General features: G+C 70.9%; 19 protein-coding genes. 3 read left to right on the top strand and 16 right to left on the bottom strand.

What is annotated here, in order from left to right:
* Window positions 1-16 precede the first annotated feature (16 nt).
* From ABZS37_RS26340 to ABZS37_RS26310, 7 genes are all read right to left on the bottom strand, one after another.
* The gene (locus tag ABZS37_RS26340; RefSeq protein ID WP_354997194.1) at window positions 17-847 is read right to left on the bottom strand and encodes a carbohydrate ABC transporter permease; all 831 of its coding nucleotides are present in this window, start codon (window positions 845-847) and stop codon (window positions 17-19) included.
* Window positions 844-1,830, bottom strand: a complete 987-nt coding sequence (locus ABZS37_RS26335) for a sugar ABC transporter permease (protein ID WP_355173171.1) — start codon at window positions 1,828-1,830, stop codon at window positions 844-846. Before ABZS37_RS26335 ends, ABZS37_RS26340 begins: the two co-directional genes overlap by 4 nt.
* The gene (locus tag ABZS37_RS26330; RefSeq protein ID WP_355173169.1) at window positions 1,827-3,113 is read right to left on the bottom strand and encodes a sugar ABC transporter substrate-binding protein; all 1,287 of its coding nucleotides are present in this window, start codon (window positions 3,111-3,113) and stop codon (window positions 1,827-1,829) included. Before ABZS37_RS26330 ends, ABZS37_RS26335 begins: the two co-directional genes overlap by 4 nt.
* A gap of 233 nt (window positions 3,114-3,346) precedes the next feature.
* A complete protein-coding gene (locus ABZS37_RS26325; protein WP_179780540.1) occupies window positions 3,347-3,631 on the bottom strand; it encodes a GlsB/YeaQ/YmgE family stress response membrane protein in 285 nt (94 codons plus the stop codon).
* A gap of 448 nt (window positions 3,632-4,079) precedes the next feature.
* Window positions 4,080-4,364, bottom strand: a complete 285-nt coding sequence (locus ABZS37_RS26320; protein ID WP_354857968.1) for a GlsB/YeaQ/YmgE family stress response membrane protein — start codon at window positions 4,362-4,364, stop codon at window positions 4,080-4,082.
* A 534-nt stretch (window positions 4,365-4,898) separates the two neighbouring features.
* Window positions 4,899-6,776 (bottom strand): translation elongation factor 4, encoded by a 1,878-nt coding sequence (lepA, locus tag ABZS37_RS26315; RefSeq protein WP_355173167.1) that lies wholly within the window; start codon window positions 6,774-6,776, stop codon window positions 4,899-4,901.
* A 115-nt stretch (window positions 6,777-6,891) separates the two neighbouring features.
* Complete coding sequence (locus tag ABZS37_RS26310; protein ID WP_355173166.1) at window positions 6,892-7,428, bottom strand: DUF4240 domain-containing protein; 537 nt, start codon at window positions 7,426-7,428, stop codon at window positions 6,892-6,894.
* A gap of 73 nt (window positions 7,429-7,501) precedes the next feature.
* Here ABZS37_RS26310 and ABZS37_RS26305 point away from each other — a divergent pair, with 73 nt between their 5' ends.
* Window positions 7,502-8,473 carry an aminoglycoside phosphotransferase family protein gene (locus tag ABZS37_RS26305; RefSeq protein ID WP_355173213.1) on the top strand — a complete coding sequence of 324 codons (972 nt, stop codon included), beginning with the start codon at window positions 7,502-7,504 and terminating at the stop codon, window positions 8,471-8,473.
* Between the two features lie 247 nt (window positions 8,474-8,720).
* Window positions 8,721-8,987, top strand: a complete 267-nt coding sequence (rpsT, locus tag ABZS37_RS26300) for a 30S ribosomal protein S20 (RefSeq protein WP_354997199.1) — start codon at window positions 8,721-8,723, stop codon at window positions 8,985-8,987.
* 82 nt (window positions 8,988-9,069) lie between these two features.
* Here rpsT and ABZS37_RS26295 read toward each other — a convergent pair whose 3' ends face one another.
* From ABZS37_RS26295 to ABZS37_RS26280, 4 genes are all read right to left on the bottom strand, one after another.
* Complete coding sequence (locus ABZS37_RS26295) at window positions 9,070-9,492, bottom strand: hypothetical protein (RefSeq protein ID WP_355173165.1); 423 nt, start codon at window positions 9,490-9,492, stop codon at window positions 9,070-9,072.
* On the bottom strand, window positions 9,489-10,469 hold the full coding sequence (gene holA / locus ABZS37_RS26290; RefSeq protein ID WP_355173211.1) for a DNA polymerase III subunit delta: 981 nt from the start codon (window positions 10,467-10,469) through the stop codon (window positions 9,489-9,491). The genes ABZS37_RS26295 and holA overlap by 4 nt, the downstream gene beginning before the upstream one ends.
* Window positions 10,470-10,919: 450 nt before the next feature.
* The gene (locus ABZS37_RS26285; protein ID WP_355173163.1) at window positions 10,920-13,301 is read right to left on the bottom strand and encodes a ComEC/Rec2 family competence protein; all 2,382 of its coding nucleotides are present in this window, start codon (window positions 13,299-13,301) and stop codon (window positions 10,920-10,922) included.
* Window positions 13,298-14,308 (bottom strand): helix-hairpin-helix domain-containing protein, encoded by a 1,011-nt coding sequence (locus tag ABZS37_RS26280; RefSeq protein ID WP_355173161.1) that lies wholly within the window; start codon window positions 14,306-14,308, stop codon window positions 13,298-13,300. Before ABZS37_RS26280 ends, ABZS37_RS26285 begins: the two co-directional genes overlap by 4 nt.
* A gap of 291 nt (window positions 14,309-14,599) precedes the next feature.
* Between ABZS37_RS26280 and ABZS37_RS26275 the strand changes: the two genes are divergently transcribed.
* Window positions 14,600-16,072, top strand: coding sequence for an arabinofuranosidase catalytic domain-containing protein (locus ABZS37_RS26275; RefSeq protein ID WP_355173159.1), 1,473 nt, complete (start codon window positions 14,600-14,602; stop codon window positions 16,070-16,072).
* Between the two features lie 65 nt (window positions 16,073-16,137).
* Here ABZS37_RS26275 and ABZS37_RS26270 read toward each other — a convergent pair whose 3' ends face one another.
* The 5 genes from ABZS37_RS26270 to rsfS form a co-directional block, all read right to left on the bottom strand.
* Window positions 16,138-16,515: a VOC family protein gene (locus tag ABZS37_RS26270; protein WP_355173157.1), complete on the bottom strand. Its 378-nt coding sequence runs from the start codon at window positions 16,513-16,515 to the stop codon at window positions 16,138-16,140.
* A 238-nt stretch (window positions 16,516-16,753) separates the two neighbouring features.
* Entirely contained in the window at window positions 16,754-17,530 is a 777-nt protein-coding gene (locus tag ABZS37_RS26265; RefSeq protein WP_355173155.1) for an SDR family oxidoreductase, read from the bottom strand.
* A 3-nt stretch (window positions 17,531-17,533) separates the two neighbouring features.
* Complete coding sequence (locus ABZS37_RS26260) at window positions 17,534-18,388, bottom strand: DegV family protein (RefSeq protein ID WP_355173153.1); 855 nt, start codon at window positions 18,386-18,388, stop codon at window positions 17,534-17,536.
* 72 nt (window positions 18,389-18,460) lie between these two features.
* On the bottom strand, window positions 18,461-19,090 hold the full coding sequence (locus tag ABZS37_RS26255) for a histidine phosphatase family protein (RefSeq protein ID WP_355173151.1): 630 nt from the start codon (window positions 19,088-19,090) through the stop codon (window positions 18,461-18,463).
* Window positions 19,087-19,494, bottom strand: coding sequence for a ribosome silencing factor (gene rsfS, locus ABZS37_RS26250; RefSeq protein ID WP_354997206.1), 408 nt, complete (start codon window positions 19,492-19,494; stop codon window positions 19,087-19,089). The genes ABZS37_RS26255 and rsfS overlap by 4 nt, the downstream gene beginning before the upstream one ends.
* Window positions 19,495-19,599 lie beyond the last annotated feature (105 nt).

The following is a 19,599-nucleotide window of genomic DNA, read 5'->3' as shown; positions in this document are numbered from 1 at the left end:
GTAACGGGTGCGGCCGTCAGCCCTTGACGGCGCCGGCCACCAGGCCGGAGACCATCCGGCGCTGCACCAGCAGGAAGAAGATGATGACCGGCAGGGTGAACAGGGTGGAGGCGGCCATCACCGGCCCCCAGTTGGTGTCGTCCCGACCGAAGAAGAAGGTCATCGCCACCGGCAGGGTGTAGCGACCCTGGTCGTTGATGAACGTCAACGCGAAGATCAGCTCGTTCCACGCGGTGATGAAGGAAAAGATGCTGGTGGCCACCAGACCGGGTGCGACCAGCGGGAAGAGGATCAGGCGGAAGGTCTGGGCCCGGCTGGCCCCGTCGATGGCCGCCGCCTCCTCCAACTCCTTGGGCACGGCGGCGACGAAGCCCCGCAGCATCCAGACCGCGAACGGCAACGAGAAGCCAAGGTACGTGAGGATCAGGCTGGGCAGGGTGTTGTAGAGCCCGAGCCGCTGGATCATCAGGAACAGCGGGATGACCAACGCCTCCAGCGGGATCATCTGCACCACCAGCAGCATGATCAGGAAGCTGGTCCGCAGCTTGAACCGGAACCGGGCCACCGCCGTCGCGGCGAGCAGGGCCACCAGACCGCTGAGCACCACCGTCGAGACCGCGACCAGCGCGCTGTTCAGAAAGAAGTCGAAGAAGCTCACGCCGGGGATCAGGTTGCCGGTCAGGATCTCCCGGTAGTGCGCCAGCGTCGGGTGAGCTGGCACCGGCTGCGGGGTGGACGAGAAGATCTCGCTGCTCGGCTTCAACGAGGTGGAGATCATCCAGTAGACCGGGAACGCCGCGAAGAGCGCGACCAGCAGCCCGGCGGCGTTGAGGGCGACCTTCTTCACGACTCGTCCTCCTGCCTGAGCACCATCCGTACGTAGAAGCCGGTGACCATGAGCAGGATCAGCGTGAGGATCACCGCGATGGCCGCACCGAGGCCGTACTTCGGCGGCGGCGAGAAGGCCTCCGCGTAGGAGTAGATGGAGAGCATGAACGTCGGCCGGTCCTGGGTGCCGCCGGCCAGCACGAACTGCTGGGTGAAGACCTTGAAGTCCCAGATGGTGGAGAGCACGATCAGGATCCCGAAGACCGGGCGCAGCAGCGGGAAGGTGATCTTCCAGAAGACCCGCCACGGGCTCGCGCCATCCACCCGGGCCGCCTCGTGCAACTCGCTCGGCACGCTCTTGAGGCCGGCGAGCACACTCACCGCGATGAACGGGAACGAGTGCCAGACCACCACCAGGGTGAGGATGGCGAAGAAGTGCAGCGGCGAATTGAACCAGCCGTAGCCGGTCCAGTCACTGCGGCCGAACAGGCCGTTGGAGAGGCCGTCCGGCAGCGCGTTGAACAGCCAGGTGACCAGGCCACTCGTGTCGTCGAAAATCCACTTCCAGACGATCGTGCCGGTCAGCGCCGGGGTGGCCCAGGCGAGCATCACGCAGCTGGCCACGAAGGTGGCCATCTTGCGGCCGAGCCGATTGAGCAGCAGCCCGACCAGGGTGCCGAGGACCATCGTGAGCAGCACGTTCGCCGCGGCGAACAGGACCGTGTTGCGCAGCACGGTCAGGAAGAACGGGTCGGAGAGGATCTCGGTGTAGTTGCCCAGCCCCACCCAGGGCCACTCCCGGTCGCCGCGCAGTTGCCGGACGCTGTTCAGCCGGTAGAAGGACATCCCCACCACCTGGCCGAGCGGCCAGAGCAGCAACACCCCGATGACCACCAGTGCCGGCAGGAGCAGCAGGTAGGGCAGGCGGTCCGGCGGACGACGCCGCCGCGCGGGGGTCTCCCGCGCGGCGGCCGTCTCCGGGGTCTTCGTCAGAAAGCTCACTTGCTGTTCAGAATGCTTTCCATCTCAGCGGCCGCATCGGCGGTAGCCTTCTCGACCGTCTTCTGACCCTTCATGACCGAGCTGTTCATCGCCTGGGTCACCGTCTTCGTCCGGCTGACCTCCACCCACTTCGGGGTGAGCGGCGTGAGCTTGGTGTTCTGCATGGTGGTCGCGAACGCCGCCATCACCTTGTCGTTGGCGTACGTGTCACCGGCGACCAGGTCCTGGTAGACCGGGAAGAAGCCGAGGCTGCTCGCGAAGCTCTGCGAGTTCTTCTTGTTCAGCAGCACGGTCAGGTAGTCCCAGGCCAGGTCCTGACGCACGCTGTCCTTCCAGATCGCCACGTCCGAACCACCGGCGAAACCGGGTGCCGCCTTGCCGTCGGGGCCGGGGATCGGGAACGTACCCCAGACCTTCTCGATCTCGGGGTTGTCCTTCTTGATGGCACCCTGCTGCCAGCTGCCGGCGAAGGCCATCGCGGCCTTGCCGGTGGCGAACTGGGTGCGGGCGTCGATCTCGTTCCAGCCGGCCGCCGCCGGCGGAGCCACCTTGTGGACGGTCACCAGGTCGGTCCAGAACTTGACGGCCCGCTGCGCCTCGGGCGTGGTGTAGCCGGACTTCCAGGCGCCGCCCTGGTTGCTGGCGATCTCGCCGCCGGCGCCCCAGAGGAAGGAGTAGAAGGGCAGCTCGGAGTTGCCCGGCAGCGCGATGCCGTAGGTGCCCGGCTTCTTCGCCTGCACGGTCTTGGCCACGGTGACCAGGTCGTCCCAGGTCTTCGGGGGCTGCACGCCGGCCTCGGCGAACCAGTCGGTGCGGTAGTAGATGGCCCGCACGCCGGCGTACCAGGGCACGCCGTACTGCTTGCCGTCGAGCTGCGCGTTGCGGACCAGGTCGGGCAGCAGGTCCTTGCCGTCGGTCCAGCCGCCCATCCGCCCGCTCACGTCGGCGAGCGCCTCCTGGGCCGCCCAGCCCTGGGTCTCGGTGTTGCCCAGCTCGGTGATGTCCGGCCCCGCACCGCCAGCGAGCGCGGCCTGGAACTTCTTGGGCGCCTCGAGCCAGGGAATGTACTGCACCACCACGTCGGTGTCGGGATGCTTCTGCCGGAACTCGGTCTCGACGGAGTCGAGGAAGGCGTTCTGCGCGTCGCCGCCTTCGCCCATCATCCAGACCGTGAGCTTGCTGTCGTCGGCAGCGTCGTCACCGGAGCCTCCACAGCCGGTCAGCACCATCGCGGCCGAGGCCACCATGGCGGTGACCGGGGCCAGCCGCTTCCACCTGTTCACGCCACTTCTCCCCTCGCGCCGCCTGGAACTAACCTTCTCCGCCGCACCCTAGTACGGAGAATTCCTTTACGACAGTGGGCGGGCTGGCCGAAGCGTGGCGACGGTACCGCAGAGGGCCGACGAGAGACGCTGTGGCCTCGGGCCGAAGTCGGGCACTTCAGCACGAAAAAGCGCCCGGCCGATGGCCGGGCGCTTTTTCCAGTAATGCTGTCCTGCCAGGTGATGCCGGGTCGTTATCGGGTGACGCTGCGGCGGCGACCCACGCCGGCCACCAGCGCGACCGCGATCGCGGCCACCACGACCTGCACCAGCAGCTCGCCCCAGTCGACCCCGTTGGTCTCGGTGGCGATGCCGATGGCACGGGCCAGCACGGTGCCCAGCAGGGCCGCGCCGACACCGATCAGCAGGTGCAGCCAGATCGGCATGTTCTGCCGGCCCGGAACGACCAGGCGGCCCAGGGCCCCGACGATGAGACCAACAACGATCGCGGTGATGATGCCCCACACGGTGAGCTCCACGGTCACCCTCCTTCAAAGAATGTCTGACACACGTTGTGTGCTTCCTGTCGTGACCGCTAAATGCCCGACCCGCCGAAAATCCAAACCGACTTCGCGGCCCAGAGGATCACGATCAGGCATACATGGGCGTGTTCCCCCGGCCCCCCGCGCGCCGGCAGGGGATCGCCGGGCCGGGCCGGCCACTCGGGTGATGATCGACTCAACATCGCCGATGTCGGGGTATCACCGCCATGGAATACCGCGACATCGGCGATCTGGGGGTATCACCCCCACGGGATACCGCGACATCGGCGATCTGGAGTCGATCACGCCCGCCCCGGTCGTCTGGCGAGGCCGCACAGCGACGCCGCGCGCCCGACTTCACGCGCCAGGGAGAACGCCGATGGGCGCCCGACCTGCCGGTCGGGCGCCCATCGGAAAGGTGCGGTTGTACGGGGTGGTGCCTGCGTTACCGGGTGACGCGGCGGCGGCCACCCACACCGGCCACCAGCGCGACCGCGATCGCGGCCAGCACGACCTGCACCAGCAGCTCGCCCCAGTCGACGCCGTTCGTCTCGGTGGCGATGCCGATGGCCCGGGCCAGCACGGTGCCCAGCAGGGCCGCGCCGATACCGATCAGCATGTGCAGCCAGATCGGCATGTTCTGCCGGCCCGGAACGACCAGGCGGCCGAGCGCGCCGACGATGAGACCAACAACGATGGCGGTGATGATGCCCCACACGGTGAGTTCCACGGTCGCCCTCCTTCAAAGAATGTCCGACACACGATGTGTGTGCTTCCTGTCGTGACCGCTAAGTGCCCGACCCGCGGAAAAACCAAACCGACTCACCGCAGATGAAAACGCCGGGCGTCAATGCCCACCGGATGCGTCGGTTGGCGTGGGAGCGCGTCCACACAGGTAGAAGCCCATCTCGTCGGATCGTCGGCCCGACAACAACGCCCAGAAAATTTCTTCCGCCAAGCTGGCCACGCCGGGCAGGCTGGCACGCAGAGATCCCGGGCAGGCTGGCACGCAGAGACCCCCGGCAGGCAGGCACGCAGAGACCCCCGGCAGGCAGGCACGCAGAGACCCCCGGCAGGCAGGCACGCAGAGATCCCGGGCAGGCAGGCACGCAGAGACCCCCGGCAGGCGGGCACGTAGAGACGCCGGTGCCGTACCCGGACACGGTGACGGCCGGTGCCCCGCCGTACGACCGGTCGTCGCGACCGGTCCGGCCGGGGCGCCGGCCGTCTTCGTCACTTCAGCGCCGGGGCACCGGCAGCGGGCTCACTTCTTCCCGGCGGCCTTGCCGTCGCCGGAATCGGAGGAGAGGGCGGCGATGAAGGCCTCCTGCGGCACCTCCACCCGGCCGACCATCTTCATCCGCTTCTTGCCTTCCTTCTGCTTCTCCAGCAGCTTGCGCTTACGGCTGATGTCACCGCCGTAGCACTTGGCGAGCACGTCCTTGCGGATCGCCCGGATCGTCTCCCGGGCGATGACCCGGCTGCCGATGGCCGCCTGGATCGGCACCTCGAACTGCTGACGCGGAATCAGGGTGCGCAGCTTGGCGGCGATGGTGACGCCGTAGTTGTACGCCTTGTCCTTGTGCACGATGGCGCTGAACGCGTCCACCGGCTCACCGTGCAGCAGGATGTCCACCTTCACCAGGTCCGATGCCTGCTCGTCCGAGGGCTCGTAATCGAGGGAGGCGTAACCCTTGGTACGGCTCTTCAACTGGTCGAAGAAGTCGTAGATGATCTCGGCGAGGGGCAGCGTGTAGCGCAGCTCCACCCGGTCGGCGGAGAGGTAGTCCATGCCCAGCAGGGTGCCCCGCCGACCCTGGCACAGCTCCATCACCGCGCCCACATAGTCGTTGGGCGTGAGCACGGTGGCCCGCACCACCGGCTCGTACACCTCGGCGATCTTGCCGGTCGGGTACTCGCTGGGGTTGGTGACGACGATCTCCTCGCCGTCGTCGGTGATCGCCCGGTAGACCACGTTCGGCGCGGTGGAGATCAGGTCGAGGTTGTACTCGCGCTCCAGCCGCTCCTGAATGATCTCCAGGTGGAGCAGGCCGAGGAAGCCGCAGCGGAAGCCGAAGCCGAGCGCGCCGGAGGTCTCCGGCTCGTAGTCCAGCGCGGCGTCGTTGAGCTTGAGCTTGTCCAGCGCCTCACGCAGGTTGGGGTAGTCCGACCCGTCGATCGGGTAGAGGCCGGAGTAGACCATCGGCTTCGGGTCCTTGTAACCGCCCAAGGCCTCGGTCGCCGGCCGGCTGTTGATGGTGACCGTGTCACCGACCCGGGACTGTCGAACATCCTTCACACCGGTAATGAGGTAACCGACCTCGCCGACGCCGAGCGCCTCGGCCTTCACCATCTCCGGCGAGATGACGCCGATCTCCAGCAGCTCGTGCACCGCCCCGGTGGACATCATCTTGATCCGGTCCCGGGCGCTGATCCGGCCGTCGATGACCCGCACGTACGTGACGACACCCCGGTAGACGTCGTACACCGAGTCGAAGATCATCGCTCGGGCGGGCGCCGCGGCGTCGCCGACCGGCGGGATGAACTGCCGGACGATCTCGTCGAGCAGGTACGGAACGCCTTCGCCGGTCTTGCCGGAGACCCGGATGCAGTCGGCGGGGTCGCCGCCGATCAGGTGGGCCAATTCCTCGGCGTACTTCTCCGGCTGGGCGGCCGGCAGGTCGATCTTGTTGAGCACCGGGATGATGCGCAGGTCGTTCTCGAGCGCCAGGTAAAGGTTGGCCAGGGTCTGCGCCTCGATGCCCTGCGCGGCGTCGACCAGCAGAACGGCGCCCTCGCAGGCGGCCAGCGACCGGGACACCTCGTAGGTGAAGTCGACGTGACCAGGGGTGTCGATCATGTTGAGCACCGCGTGCTCGCCGGCCCGCTCACCCTCGCGGATGGTCCACGGCATGCGGACGGCCTGGCTCTTGATGGTGATGCCGCGCTCGCGCTCGATGTCCATCCGGTCCAGGTACTGGGCGCGCATCTGCCGGGGGTCGACCACGCCGGTGAGCTGCAGCATCCGGTCGGCCAGGGTCGACTTTCCGTGGTCGATGTGGGCGATGATGCCGAAGTTCCGGATGCGACCGGGGTCGGTGGCACCGGGAGCGTTCGCGCCGGGATCGAGCTTCGGTGGCACAGCGGTCCGTTCTGGTCGGCTGACGTGAACAGGCCGGCGCGCCGCCGACCCCCTCTATGTTCCCACGCCGCCGGGGTGCGTTCGCTGCGCGGGCGACGGATCGGCCCGGGGGCCCTCACTCCATCGGCGGCTCGACGAAGAGCGCGGCCAGCCGGGGCAGCCGACGACGCGCCTCCTCCTCGTCGTCGAAGTCCCAGAAGTCGTTGAGGTCCGGCGTCCGCACCGGATCCCGGTCCGCCGGCAACTCGGTCGCGGTGGCCTTGCGGTACGCGTCCCACGGCACCGACAGCATCCGCTCGGCGGAGAACTCCTCGCCGCTGAGCGAGGCCGCCCGCACCTGGGGCAACTCGGCCAGCGAGTCCGGTTCGGCGACCGCGCGGGCGAAGATCGCCCGTCCCTGCGTCATCAGCCAGCCCCGGAAGTGCTCGAAGCCGTCCGCCGAGGCGCCGCCGTTGATCAGGTACGCCGCACCCCACAGATCTGCCTTGTGCGAGGCCGCCAGCACCCGCGTCTGGTGCCGGGCGTACCCGACGATGTCCTCCGGGTCGCGCTCGGCGAGCAGCGCGACGGCCCGCGCGGCGACCGGGCCGGGCTCTCCCCCACCGCCGGCCCGAGCCTGGTCGATCAGCTGCCAGAAGTCCTCGGTCCTCATGGCTTGGCAGTCTGGCAGTGTCGCCGTGCGTCGCGCACGTACCCCGGGGCAGCATGGTGGGGTGTCCCCTCCCATGCTGCCGCCGGTGCCGTACCACGCGAGCGCGCTGCGACCGTCGTGGCCGACGCTGCCGGAGGCGCTGCGGGCCGCGGTCGCCGAGCGGCTCGGCGCGCCGGTGGTCACCGCCCAGGTCGCGGGCGCGGGCTTCACCCGGGGCTTCGCCGCCGTGCTCCGCACCGCCGACGGTGGCCGGGCCTTCGTCAAGGCGGCACCCGCCGCCGAGCAACCGCACCTGGTCGACTGGTACGCCCGAGAGGCAGCGATCCTGGACCGGCTGCCGGCCGACCTGCCGGCGCCCCGCCCCCGGTGGACCCTGTACGAAGCTGGCTGGTTCGTGCTCTGCACCGACGCCGTCGACGGCCACACCCCGCGCCTGCCCTGGGTGCCCGCCGAGTTGGACGCCACCCTCACCGGGTACGCCGACCTCGCCGCCGCCCTGGCCGAACCCCCGGTCGAGCTGACCGCACTCGGCCTGCCGCACCTGGCCGACCTGGCCCGGTCGGACATCCTCTGGTGGGAGGAGGTCGCCGCCGGTCGGGAGCCCACTCCGTCGCTGCCCGCACCCGTCCGGGGCCGACTCCCCGAGCTGGTGGCGCTGGAGTCCCGCCTCCCCCGGTACGCCGCCGGGGCGACCGGCCTGATCCACGGCGACCTGCGGATCGACAACGTGCTGATCGACGCGGACGGTCGAGCCTGGTTCTGCGACTGGACCTGGGTCTGTTCCGGGCCGGCCTGGTTCGACCTGGCCGGCCTGCTGCTCACCGCGTACGCCAGCGGGCTGGACGCGGACCGGATCTTCGCCGCGCACCCGGCGACCGCGGGCGCTCCCCCGGACGCGCTGGACGCGACCCTGGCGGCGTTGGCCGGGTACTACCTCACCGGCGCCGCTGCGGCACCGCCGACGGCCTCGCCGCACCTACCCGCCCATCAGCGGTGGAGCGGCGAGCAGTCGCTCGAATGGCTGGCCCGCCGCCAGGGCTGGTAGTCACGCGGGCTGACCCTCTGCCAGGGCTGGTAGTCACGCGGGCTGACCCGCCGCCGAGGCTGACGGCGACCGGTCGGAACGGCCGGGTAATCTGGTCCCCGACGGGCCGGGTCCGTCCGCACGATGGTCGAGCCGTTTTGGCTCGGCCGGGGCGACCTGATAACCTGGCTCTTCGCGCAGCGATGACGCATGTTCGTCATCCCGCGCATAAGCTGACCAACCCGAGCTATCAAGACGAGGCTGTCGCGTGGCGAACATCAAGTCCCAGATCAAGCGCAACCGGCAGAACGAGAAGGCCCGGCTGCGCAACAAGTCGGTCAAGTCGTCGCTGAAGACCGCCGTCCGGAAGTTCAACGAGGCTGCTGAGGCCGGTGACGTCGAGAAGGCCACCGCGCTCATGCAGGACGCCTCTCGCAAGCTGGACAAGGCCGTCAGCAAGGGCGTGATCCACTCCAACCAGGCCGCGAACCGCAAGTCCGCGATCGCGAAGCGCGTGGTGGCGCTCTCCGTCTGACGACTTCACCGTCAGATTGATTCGGAAAGCCCCGGGCCTCGGTCCGGGGCTTCCGTGTGTCCGCAGGTCGGCCGGTCGACGCTCAGTCTGACGGGTCGGAACGGCGGCTGGGTGGCACCGGATCGGCAGTGATCACCACACCGGTGACGCTGTGCGAGATCCACTCCACCCGGGCTCGGCCGACCACCGGCTCCATCTGCCGGCGAAAACGGTCGCGTTCCTGCTCGGGCACGAGCGCGGCGGAACGAACCACGATCGCGGCCACCATGTCGTTGAGCTTGACCATCGCCGCCACCACAACGGGCAGCACCAGCACCGCCCACCAGGTGACCAGCTCGGCGAGGGCGAGCAGCACCGCGAGGGCGATGGTGCCCTCGAAGAACAGGAAGCACAGCACCCCGCCGGGGTTGACGAACCGCAGGCCGAGGAATCGGGCGTAGAGCGGCCGGTAACGCTCCTCGTCGACTCCGATGGTGGCCCACGCCGGACGGTTCGCCCCCGTCACCTGGCGCTGCCCTGCCGGGCCGCCACGACCGAGAAGACCGCGCGTTCCAGGGCGTACGCCCGGTCGTCGGAGCCGCCCTTGACGGCCGCGTTGCACTCGGCGGCGACCTGCATGGCCCGGACCAGGCCCTCCGGCGTCCAGCCGCGTCCCTGTCGCTGCGCCCGCTCGATCTTCCAGGCGGGCATGCCGAGGCTGCTGGCGAGCTGGTACGCGTTACCCCGCCCGGCCGACGCCACCCGTGCCACCGTGCGCACCCCGTCGGCCAGTGCGTCGGCGATGGGCACCGGGTCGACCCCGACGTGCAGGGCCCAGCGCAGCGCCTCCAGCGCCGCCGGCACGTCCCCGACCATGGTGGCGTCCGCCACCGTGAAGCCGGTCACCTCGACCCGGCCCCGGTAGTAACGGCTGACCGTGTCGGCGCCGATCCGCCCGTCGGTGTCGGCGATCAGCTGGGAACAGGCGGCGGCCAGCTCGCGCAGGTCGTTGCCGACTGCCGCGATCAGCGCCTCGGCGGCGTCGTCCGAGCACTTTCCGCCAGCTCGTCGGACCTCGTCGCGGACGAAGGCCACCCGGTCGCGGTGCCCCTTGAGCTTGGCCGCCGGGACCACCGTCGCGCCGGCCGCCCGCAACCCGTCGGCGAACGCCTTGCCCTTGGCAGCGCCCAGGTGCAGCACCAGCAGCTGAACCTCCGGGTCGGGGTTCTTCGCGTACGCCAGCAGCGCGGCGACCAGGTCTTTGCGGGCGTCCTGGCCGGAGCGCAGGATGAGCAGCCGTCGCCCGCCGAACAGCGAGGGGCTGAGCATCTCGGCGATCTCGCCGACGGTGAGCGCACCGGCCTGGTACTCGCGGACGTCCACCTCGGGGTCGACGCTGCGAACCTTCGCGACAGCTTCGGTGACCGCGCGCGTGGCGAGCAGTTCCTCGTCACCGAGGACGAGCAGAATGGGGGCGAGGCTGGCGGGGGTCACGCCGCCCATATTCGCACGGCCCATGGCGGGATCGTGCCTGCTCATTCGCTACTTGGTCGGCGCAGCCCGCACTCAGTGCAAATCCAGACATTAATCCCACTTCACCATTCAATTAGCAATTCACCCACTGGTTCGGCCTCAACGCATGATGGCTCGACGCCCCACCGACCACCGCATGAAAGCCCCTCGCTTGATCCACACGAGATCAGCGATATAGCGCTGTCGAACCGCCACTGATACCCCCACCTCGGCGACCCCGAGTCGATCAGCTCCACCAACCACCCCACCCCGACCCACCCCGCCCAGCCCCGCCCCGCCCCGCCCCGCCCCGCCCCGGTGATCAAGAGGTTTGCGTCACGGGACGGGCCGGAAATGACGCAAACCTCTTGATCACCGGGGCCTTGGCTCGGTGCACCTCCTTGTGCCGATTTAGGTCCTTGTCGCCGTTGCTCTGCCTCATCAGGGGTGTTGGCCGGGTGGCACGCCTCGGCGGGCCACCGCCAGGCCGTCGCTCGTCCGAATCGCCGCCAGGTCGCCGTCGGTGTCGGTACGCAGCACCCGGGCGCCGCCCCTGCTCAACCGTGCGAGCAGCCCTGGGTTCGGATGCCCGTAGGCGTTGCCGGTGCCCACCGGCACGAACGCGACTGCCGGCCGCACGGCGTCAAGGAAACCCGGGTCCTGGTACGCCGAACCGTGGTGGGCGACCTTCAACACGTCCGCCCGTAACTGGCCGGATGCCGTCCGCGCCACCATCGCGTGCTGCTCGTCGGTCTCCGCGTCGCCAGGCAGCAGGATCCGCACCCCGGCCACCGTGGCGCGCAGCACCAGCGAGTTGTTGTTCGGATCGGATCTCGTGCCGGCCAGCGGGTACGGCGGACCGAGCACCAGCAGATCGACTCCACCGATCGGATGTCGCGCACCGGCCACGGTGGTCAGCAGCGCCGCCCTGCCGCCGGTCGCCGCCGACCGGACCAGGTCCCGGCCGCTCTCCGGATCCGTTGACGGCGGCATCAGCACGGCGTCCACCCGTCGTCCCCGGAACACGCCGGCCACCCCACCCACGTGGTCGGCGTGGAAGTGGCTGATCACCAGCAGCGGCACCTCCCTTACGCCGAGCCGACGCAGGCAGCCGTCCACCGCCGCCGGCTCCGGCCCGGCGTCCACCACCACCGCCCGCCCGGGGGCGACCGGCAACACCACGGCGTCGCCCTGGCCCACCGCGCAGACCACCACCACCCAGCCAGCGGGTGGCCAGCCGGAGGCCACCAGCCGGACCGGAAGAGCCCCCAGCAGCGCGCCGACACCAACCACCGCTACCAGCCGACGTACCAGTGGCCGGCGCACCGCGATCAGCAGCGCCACGGTCAGCCCAGCCAGCAGCAGTGCCCCCAACGCCCCGCCCGGCCAGGGCAGGTTGCCCGCCGGCAGCCGAGCGCCCTGGTGGGCGATGACGACCAGCCACCAGGCCGGCCAACTCGCCAGCCACGCGGCGAACTCGGCGCCGGCCGGCCAGATCGGCGAGGCCATGGCCGCCGTCACGCCCAGCATGGTCGCTGGCGCGATGGCCGGCACCGCCAGCAGGTTGGCCGGAACCGCCACCAGGCTGACCGTGCCGGAGATCCCGGCGACGACCGGCCCGCAGGCCAGTTGCGCGGCCGCCGGCACGGCCAACGCCTCGGCCAGCCCCGCCGGCACCCCTCGCCGACGCAGCCCGTCCCGCATGCCGGGCGCGAGCAGCAGCAGACCACCGGTGGCCAGCACCGAGAGCGCGAACCCGGCGTCGCCGGCCAACTCCGGGTCGACCAGCACCAGCACGGTGACGGCGGCAGCCAGCGCGGGCAGTGCGGCCCGGGGACGACCGGCGGCCAGGGCGGCGAGCCCGATCGCCCCCATCGTGGCGGCCCGTACGACGCTCGGCGACGGGCGGACCAGGATGACGAAACCCACCAGCGCCACCCCGCAGAGACCAACAGCGAGCCACGGGCCGGCCCGTGCCCACCGGGCCAGCAGCAACACCGCGCCCACCACAATTGCCACATTGCTGCCTGAAACGGCATTGAGATGTGTCATGCCGGTCGCCTGGAAATCTGCCTCGACGGCGGGAGGCAACCGACTGGTGTCCCCCACGACCAGCCCGGGCAGCAGGCCACCCGGGTCGTCCGGGAGCGGTGCGCAGGCCCGCTGCAGCCCGGCGCGCAGCGTGCCGGCGGCCCGCTGTGCCCAGGATGGGGCACCGTGTCGCTCCGGCGAGCCGGTGGTGCTGAGCACCGCCGCGGTGAGATCGCCGCCGCGCGGCATCCCGAGCCGACCCTCAGCGGTGACGCGTTGCCCCGGTAGCAGCCCTCGCCAGGCCGGGTCGGTGGCCAGGATCAGCACCCGCACCGACGCACGGACTCGCTGGCCGTCCGGGCCGGTGAGCCGGACCAGCTCGGTCGACACCAGCAGCATGCCGGGACGCCCGACGGACCGGATCGGGCGCGGATCGTCGCGGATGACCAAATCGGCGGTGACTGGAGCGCGGGCCTCGGCCAGGGCGCGGATCGGCGGCGCATCACGAACGGCCAGCCGGGCGGCGGTGGCCGCCGCGCCGCAGACCACGCCGAGGCCCACCGCGACGGCGATCCAGCCATAGCGGCGAGCCACGGTCCCGGGGCGGCCGAGGTGACCGAGGAGGTGCAGGGTGCTCACCGTCGTCAGGCCGGCCGCCGCTGCGGACACCAGCAGGAGTGAACGGGTGCCGACGTGCAGGCCGGCGAGCGCGGTGAGCCAGGCGGCCACGGCCAGCCCGGCCAGCCGGAGGTCCGGCGGGGCCGGGTCACCGACGACGGGTTGGACACTCACACCGTCACCAGGTCCTTCAGTTGCTCATAGCGCGCGTCGCCGATGCCGTCGACCTGGCGCAGGTCGCCAACGCCCTTGAAGCCGCCATGCTGATCCCGGTAGGTGAGGATCCGCTGGGCGAGCACCGGCCCGACCCCGGGCAGAGCGTCGAGCTGGGCCAGCGTGGCGGTGTTGAGGTTCAGCGGCCCGCCGGCGGCCGGTGCTCCACCGGCCGGGTCGACCGCCCCGTTCGGCACCGGCGGTGGTGTCACCCCCACCACGATCAGCTCGCCGTCGGTGACCTTGCGGGCCGGGTTGAGCAGCGCCACGTCGACACCGGGCAGCGGGCCACCGGCGGCCTGCACCGCGTCGGCGAGTCGGGCCCCAGCGGGCAATCGCACCAACCCGGGCCTGCGGACCTTGCCCGCGACCGCCACCACCAGCTCGCCCGAGCCGGACGCGCTGGGGTCGCCCGCTGAGATGGCCGGGGCGGCGGCACCGTCCAGCGGGGTGACCGGCTCTGACTGCGGGCGGGCCCGCCAGGCCCAACCAGCCGCGGCCAGCACCACCACCACGGCGACAACCGCCAGCGCCCGCACACCGCGTCGCCCTGGGTCGAACGCACCGGGCCCGGGCAGCCGCGCGACCGCAGGGCCGTCCAGCGCAGTGGGTACGTCCGCCGCCGGCTCCGCGAGCAACGCCTCGGCCCGCGCCGGCACTCCGCCGACCGGAGGAACACCCGCGAGCGCCTCGGCCCGCGCCGGCACTCCGCCGACCGGAGGAACACCCGCGAGCGCCTCAGCCCGCGCCGACGACCCGCCGACCGCAGGAACACCGGCGAGCGCCTCAGCCCACAGCGGCGGCCCGACCGGCGGCACGCCCGCGAGCGGTGCCTCAGCCCGCGCCGGCAGCCCGCCGACCGCAGGCACGCCCGCAAGCGCCTCAGCCCACGGGGGCGGCCCCCCGACCGGCGGGTCCGTCAGCCGGCGCAGGCGCTGGCGTACCTCTGTCTCCTCGTGGTCCGACACGACGCGACGCTATGGCGACGGACGGCGCGGCAGGGCGCGCCGGTACCGCCCTGTGGACAGTCGGTGCCGCTGTGGACAAAGCCCTGATCATGCCTCGGTCTGCTATGGAGTCGGCGATCAACGGGGGTAGGGCCGCAACCCCGACGCGGCGGGAGGTGGCGTGCGGGAATGGACAGACATTAATGTCATAGGTATAACGTGTCACGTCGACGAGAGCCGGCAGTCGGCGGCACGATCCGGCACCGAGCAGGGCACAGGTGCCACCACCCCCACCACCGTAAAGAGGTCCTGATGAACCTACCGAGGAGACTGAGTCGCTTCCTGGCCGCTGCGGGGACCCTGTTGGTTCTCGTCATCGGCGTTGGCATCTACGTGATCTCGGATCCGTCGGGCGCGCGGGCCGCCGTCTCGGGCCCGTGTGACATCTACGCCTCGGGTGGCACGCCGTGCGTGGCGGCGCACAGCACCACCCGGGCGCTGTACGGCGCGTACAACGGCCCGCTCTACCAGGTCCGGCGCTCGTCGGACAACGCCACCCGGGACGTCGGCGTGCTCAGCGTGGGCGGGTACGCCGACGCCGCCGCACAGGACTCGTTCTGCGCCAACACGAGCTGCCTCATCACCGTCATCTACGACCAGTCCGGTCGGAACAACCGCCTTACCCAGGCGCCGCCCGGCGGCTTCTCCGGCCCCGCCCCCGGTGGCTGGGACAACCTCGCCGATGCGAAGGCGGCGCCGATCACCATCGGTGGTCAGAAGGCGTACGGCGTCTACATCTCGCCGGGCACCGGCTACCGCAACAACAACACCAACGGCGTCGCGACCGGAGACCAGCCCGAGGGCATCTACGCCGTCGTCGACGGCACGCACTACAACCAGTGGTGCTGCTTCGACTACGGCAACGCGCAGACGAACAACCGGGCGGATTCACCCGCGATCATGGAGACCGTCTACTTCGGGGCCAACAAGCAGTGGGGTTACGGGGCCGGGAACGGCCCCTGGATCATGGCCGATCTGGAGTGGGGCTTGTTCTCCGGGGTGAACGCCGGATACAACAACATCCCGTCCATCAACCACCGGTTCGTGACGGCCATGGTCAAGGGCGAGCCGAATCACTGGGCGATCCGGGGCGGAAACGCGCAGTCAGGTGGTCTGTCGACCATGTTCGACGGGCCCCGCCCCAACGGCTATCACCCGATGAAGAAGCAGGGGGCGATCCTGCTCGGCATCGGCGGGGACAACAGCGTCACCGGTCGCGGCACCTTCTTTGAGGGTGTGCTGACCTCCGGCTATCCGTCGGCGGCCACCGAGAACGCCGTACAGGCCAACATCACCGCCGCCGGATATGCGCCGGCCAGCGGCGGCAATCCGCAGCAGAACGTCCAGGTCGTGGGCGGCCAGTCCGGCCGCTGCGTCGACGTCCCGAACGGCAACACCACGAACGGCACCCAGACGCAACTGTGGGACTGCACCGGCGGCACCCCCCAGCGCTGGACCTACACCGCGCAGGGACAACTTCAGGTGTACGGCACCAAGTGCCTCGACGCCAACGGCGCCGGCACCAGCAACGGCACCCAGGCGATCATCTGGGACTGCCACGGCGGCACCAACCAGCAGTGGAACGTCAACGCCAACGGCACCATCACCGGCGCGCAGTCCGGGCTGTGCCTGGACGCCAACGGCGCCGCCACGGCGAACGGCACCAAGCTCATCCTGTGGTCGTGCAACGGGCAGCAGAACCAGCAGTGGAACCTCCGTAGCTGATCGCGCAGCGGCACCCGGTCGTCCTGCCGCCGTCGCGAGGTCTGCGGCGGCGGCACCTCCGGGGGTCAGGGCAGGTACGGCCGCGTGATGATCTCGATCGCGTGCCCTGCCGGGTCCATGAAATAGAAGCCCCGCCCACCGTGCTCGGTGTTGGTCTCCCCCTCGCGCTTCATCTGCGGGTCGGCCCAGTACGTGATGCCGCGCCCCTCGACGAACGCCAGGCACCTCGGGAACAGCTCGTCGTCGACCAGGAACGCGTAGTGCTGCATCTGGATGTCCACTGGAGGCTCGGCGAACTGCAGCAGTACGCCCTCGTCCAGCTGGATGTTGACGAACGGCCCCCACGAGGGCGTCTCCGGCAGCTCGAAGAGCTCCCGATAGAACGCGGCCGAGGCGTGCTTGTCCTTGGTGGCGATGATGGTGTGGTTGAACGTGACTGTCATGCGTACCGTCTTCCCGGTCGATCCCATGACCCGACCGGAAGCCCCCAGCGTTCACCCAGCCACACCGATGACGAAGCCCCGAGGGCGCCGTCGCCCCGGATCCCGCGCGAGAGACGCGTGTGTCGCGTCGATCTCGGCGTGGTGGCTGAAGTAGCCAGAACCTCCGGGGGGTAGGCCCATCTGGGGCGCGGAGAAACGCTAACACGGCGAGCAGGGTCAGCTTTGCGGCCAGAGCGGGTCAGCGGGCCTCCGGGTCGAGGCCGAGCACTGCCCGTCCTCCGTCCACCGGCAGCGTCACCCCGTTGATGAAGCTCGCCGCAGGCGACAGCAGGTACGCGACGGCCGATGCCACCTCGTCGGCCCGCCCGATCCGGCCCACCGGGTGCAGCCGGGTCAGCTCGGCGTCGATCCACTCGGCCTGGGTGGGATCCTGCGCGGCCAGGAAGTCGGTGTGCCGCTCGGTGGCGATGGAGCCGAGCGCGACGGCGTTGGCGCGGATGCCGTGCCGCCCGTACTCGACAGCCAGCGCCCGGGTCAGCCCCTCCACGGCGGCCTTCGCCGTCGCGTACGGCAGGGCGCCCGACACGGGCCGGCGGGCCTGGTGCGACGAGACGTTGACGATCGCGCCGCCGGCGGCGCGGGCCAGGAAGCGGCGGACGGCCACCGCGGCGCCCACCACGGCCGGGCGCAGGTTCAGCCCGATCAGGTCCAGCACCGTGTCGGCCGACGCGGAGTGCAGCGCGGCGTCGCGGAACACCGCCGCGTTGTTCACCCAGCCGGTCAGGGGCGCGGCGCGTTCGGCCAGCTCGGCGGCGTGCTCGGCCACCCGCTCGTCGGCGGCGTCGCCGATAACGGCGACGAGCCGGTCGGCGGCCGGGTGCCCGGCGAGCCAGTCGACCGCGTCCGCGTCCCGCTCCAGCACGACGACGGTGGCACCGGTCGCCACCAGGCGCTCCACCACGGCCCGCCCGACACCACGGCCGCCCCCGGTCACCACCACGCACGACGTGGGCACTGCTCAGCCCTCCGGTCGGCGGTGGACGACCACGCAGGCCAGGCCCGGGCCGGCGTGCGCGGCGACGACCGCGCCCGCCTCGGAGACGTACGTGTCGTGCAGCCGGTCACCGAGCCGCTCGGTCAGCGCGGCGAGCAGCACCTCGGCCCGTTGCGGCGCGGCAAGGTGGTGCACCCCGAGGTCCACGTCGTCGTCCCCGGCCGCCTCGACGGCCAGCTCGACGAGTCGGGCCACTCCCCGGCTGGCGGTACGGACCTTCTCCCGCAGCACGATCGCCCCGTCCGGCATGTGCATGATCGGCTTGACCGACAGGGCGGTGCCGAGCAGTGCCTCGGCCGCGTTGATCCGGCCACCCCGGCGAAGGAACTCCAGCGTGTCGACGTAAAACCAGACGGTGGTCCGCTCGACGGCGGTGAGCGCCGCGTCGCGTACCCCGGACAGGTCGGCGCCACCAGCGGCGGCCGTGGCGGCCGCGATGGCCGGGAACCCCAGTCCCATGCCGGCCGAACGGCTGTCCACGACCTCGACGCGGCCGTCCAGGTCGGCGGCGGCCAGGCGGGCGGCCTCGACCGTGCCGGACAGCGCGGCGGAGATGTGTACGGAGACGATCCCGTCGGCGCCGGCGTCGAGCAGTTGGCGGTACGTCCGGGCGAACTGCTCGGGCGCCGGGCGGGAGGTGGTCGCCGTGACCCGGCGACCACTCAGCGCCAGGGTGGCGTCGGCCGGCTGGGTCTCCACCCCCTCCAGCCCTTCCGCGCCGTTGAGCACGACGGTCAACGGGACGACGGTCAGCCGGTGTGCCTGCACCAGCTCGGGCGGAAGATAGGCGGTGGAGTCGATGACGACCGCGACTGGCATGCTCGGCACGCTAGCCGATCGAGGCCCCGAACGCCGAAGCGCGAGCGCACCGAGCCGGGGCGAGCGCCGTGCTCAGACGGCGTCGACGGTGATCGGGGCGGTGATCAGGCCGACGTTGTGGGCCCGCAACTGCCAACCCCGGACGTCGTCGTGGCGCAGCTCGGTCCAGTGGCAGTTGGCCAGGGAGCCGATGCTGCGCAGCACGCTGGAGTCCCAGCCGAGCAGGTGACCGACGCCCTGCCGGGAGCCGCCACCGTGGGTGGCGATCACCACGGTGCCGCCGGGTGCCGTGTCAGCGGCCTCCAGTAGCGCGGCGGCCACCCGCTCGCCGAGGTCGTGCAGCGGTTCCAGGTCGGCGCCCGGGGCGGGGTCGCCGGCCCGCCAGCGGGCGTACTCCTCGGGGAAGCGCTCGGCGACCTCGGTGAGGTGCAGACCCTGCCACTGGCCGAAGTGCCGCTCGCGCAGCCGGGCGTCGGTGCGTACCGGCAGCCCCGTCAGCGCGGCGAGCGCGGCGGCCGTCTCCGCTGCGCGGCTCAGGTCGCTGGCCACGATGGCGTCGGGCCGCAGCGCCGCGAGCAGCGGCGCGGCGGCGCGGGCCTGGTCGCGACCCAGCGCGTTGAGGGGTACGTCGGTCTGCCCCTGGACGCGGTTGGCGGCGTTCCAGTCGGTGTTGCCGTGCCGCCAGACGATCAGTCGGGTCATTCGGCTGCGGCGGGCCCGCTGGCGTCGGCCTCGACCAGGTCCCGGTCGACGAACGGGATGGTGGGGCAGTCCTTCCAGAGGCGGTCGAGCCCGTAGAACTCGCGCTCCTCGGTGTGCTGGACGTGCACCACGATGTCGACGTAGTCGAGCAGCACCCAGCGGCCACCCCGCTCGCCCTCGCGCCGCACCGGCTTGGCCTTCTCCGGTAGCTCCAGCAGGCTCTCCTCGATGGCGTCGACGATGGCCAGCACCTGACGCTCGTTGGGGGCCGCAGCGAGCACGAACGCGTCGGTGATGGCGAGCTGGTCGCCGACGTCGATGATCGCGATGTCCTGCGCCTTCTTGTCGGCGGCGGCCTGGGCAGCCGCGATAGCCAGCTCGTGAGCGCGTTCGGAAACTGTCACCGTTCTCCTTCGATCAAGCGTGCGATCCTCCAAGCGTCTCATACCCGCCGACGCCTCGACCGGTCAGTTCTGGTCGGTTAGGCGCACAGAAAGGGCCATACCGGG

This window comes from Micromonospora sp. NPDC005413 (assembly GCF_040606435.1).
GTDB lineage: Bacteria > Actinomycetota > Actinomycetes > Mycobacteriales > Micromonosporaceae > Micromonospora.
Note: the sequence above shows the minus strand (reverse complement) of the source record. Positions and strands in the feature narration are given on the sequence as shown.

What these genes read in the sequence shown, in the direction of transcription:
- ABZS37_RS26260 (WP_355173153.1), bottom strand. Translation starts at nt 18,388, where the DNA reads ATGCCAGTCGCGGTCGTCATCGACTCCACCGCCTATCTTCCGCCCGAG.
- holA (WP_355173211.1), bottom strand. Translation starts at nt 10,469, where the DNA reads ATGGGCGGCGTGACCCCCGCCAGCCTCGCCCCCATTCTGCTCGTCCTC.
- ABZS37_RS26270 (WP_355173157.1), bottom strand. Translation starts at nt 16,515, where the DNA reads ATGACAGTCACGTTCAACCACACCATCATCGCCACCAAGGACAAGCAC.
- ABZS37_RS26275 (WP_355173159.1), top strand. Translation starts at nt 14,600, where the DNA reads ATGAACCTACCGAGGAGACTGAGTCGCTTCCTGGCCGCTGCGGGGACC.
- ABZS37_RS26305 (WP_355173213.1), top strand. Translation starts at nt 7,502, where the DNA reads ATGCTGCCGCCGGTGCCGTACCACGCGAGCGCGCTGCGACCGTCGTGG.
- ABZS37_RS26310 (WP_355173166.1), bottom strand. Translation starts at nt 7,428, where the DNA reads ATGAGGACCGAGGACTTCTGGCAGCTGATCGACCAGGCTCGGGCCGGC.
- ABZS37_RS26255 (WP_355173151.1), bottom strand. Translation starts at nt 19,090, where the DNA reads ATGACCCGACTGATCGTCTGGCGGCACGGCAACACCGACTGGAACGCC.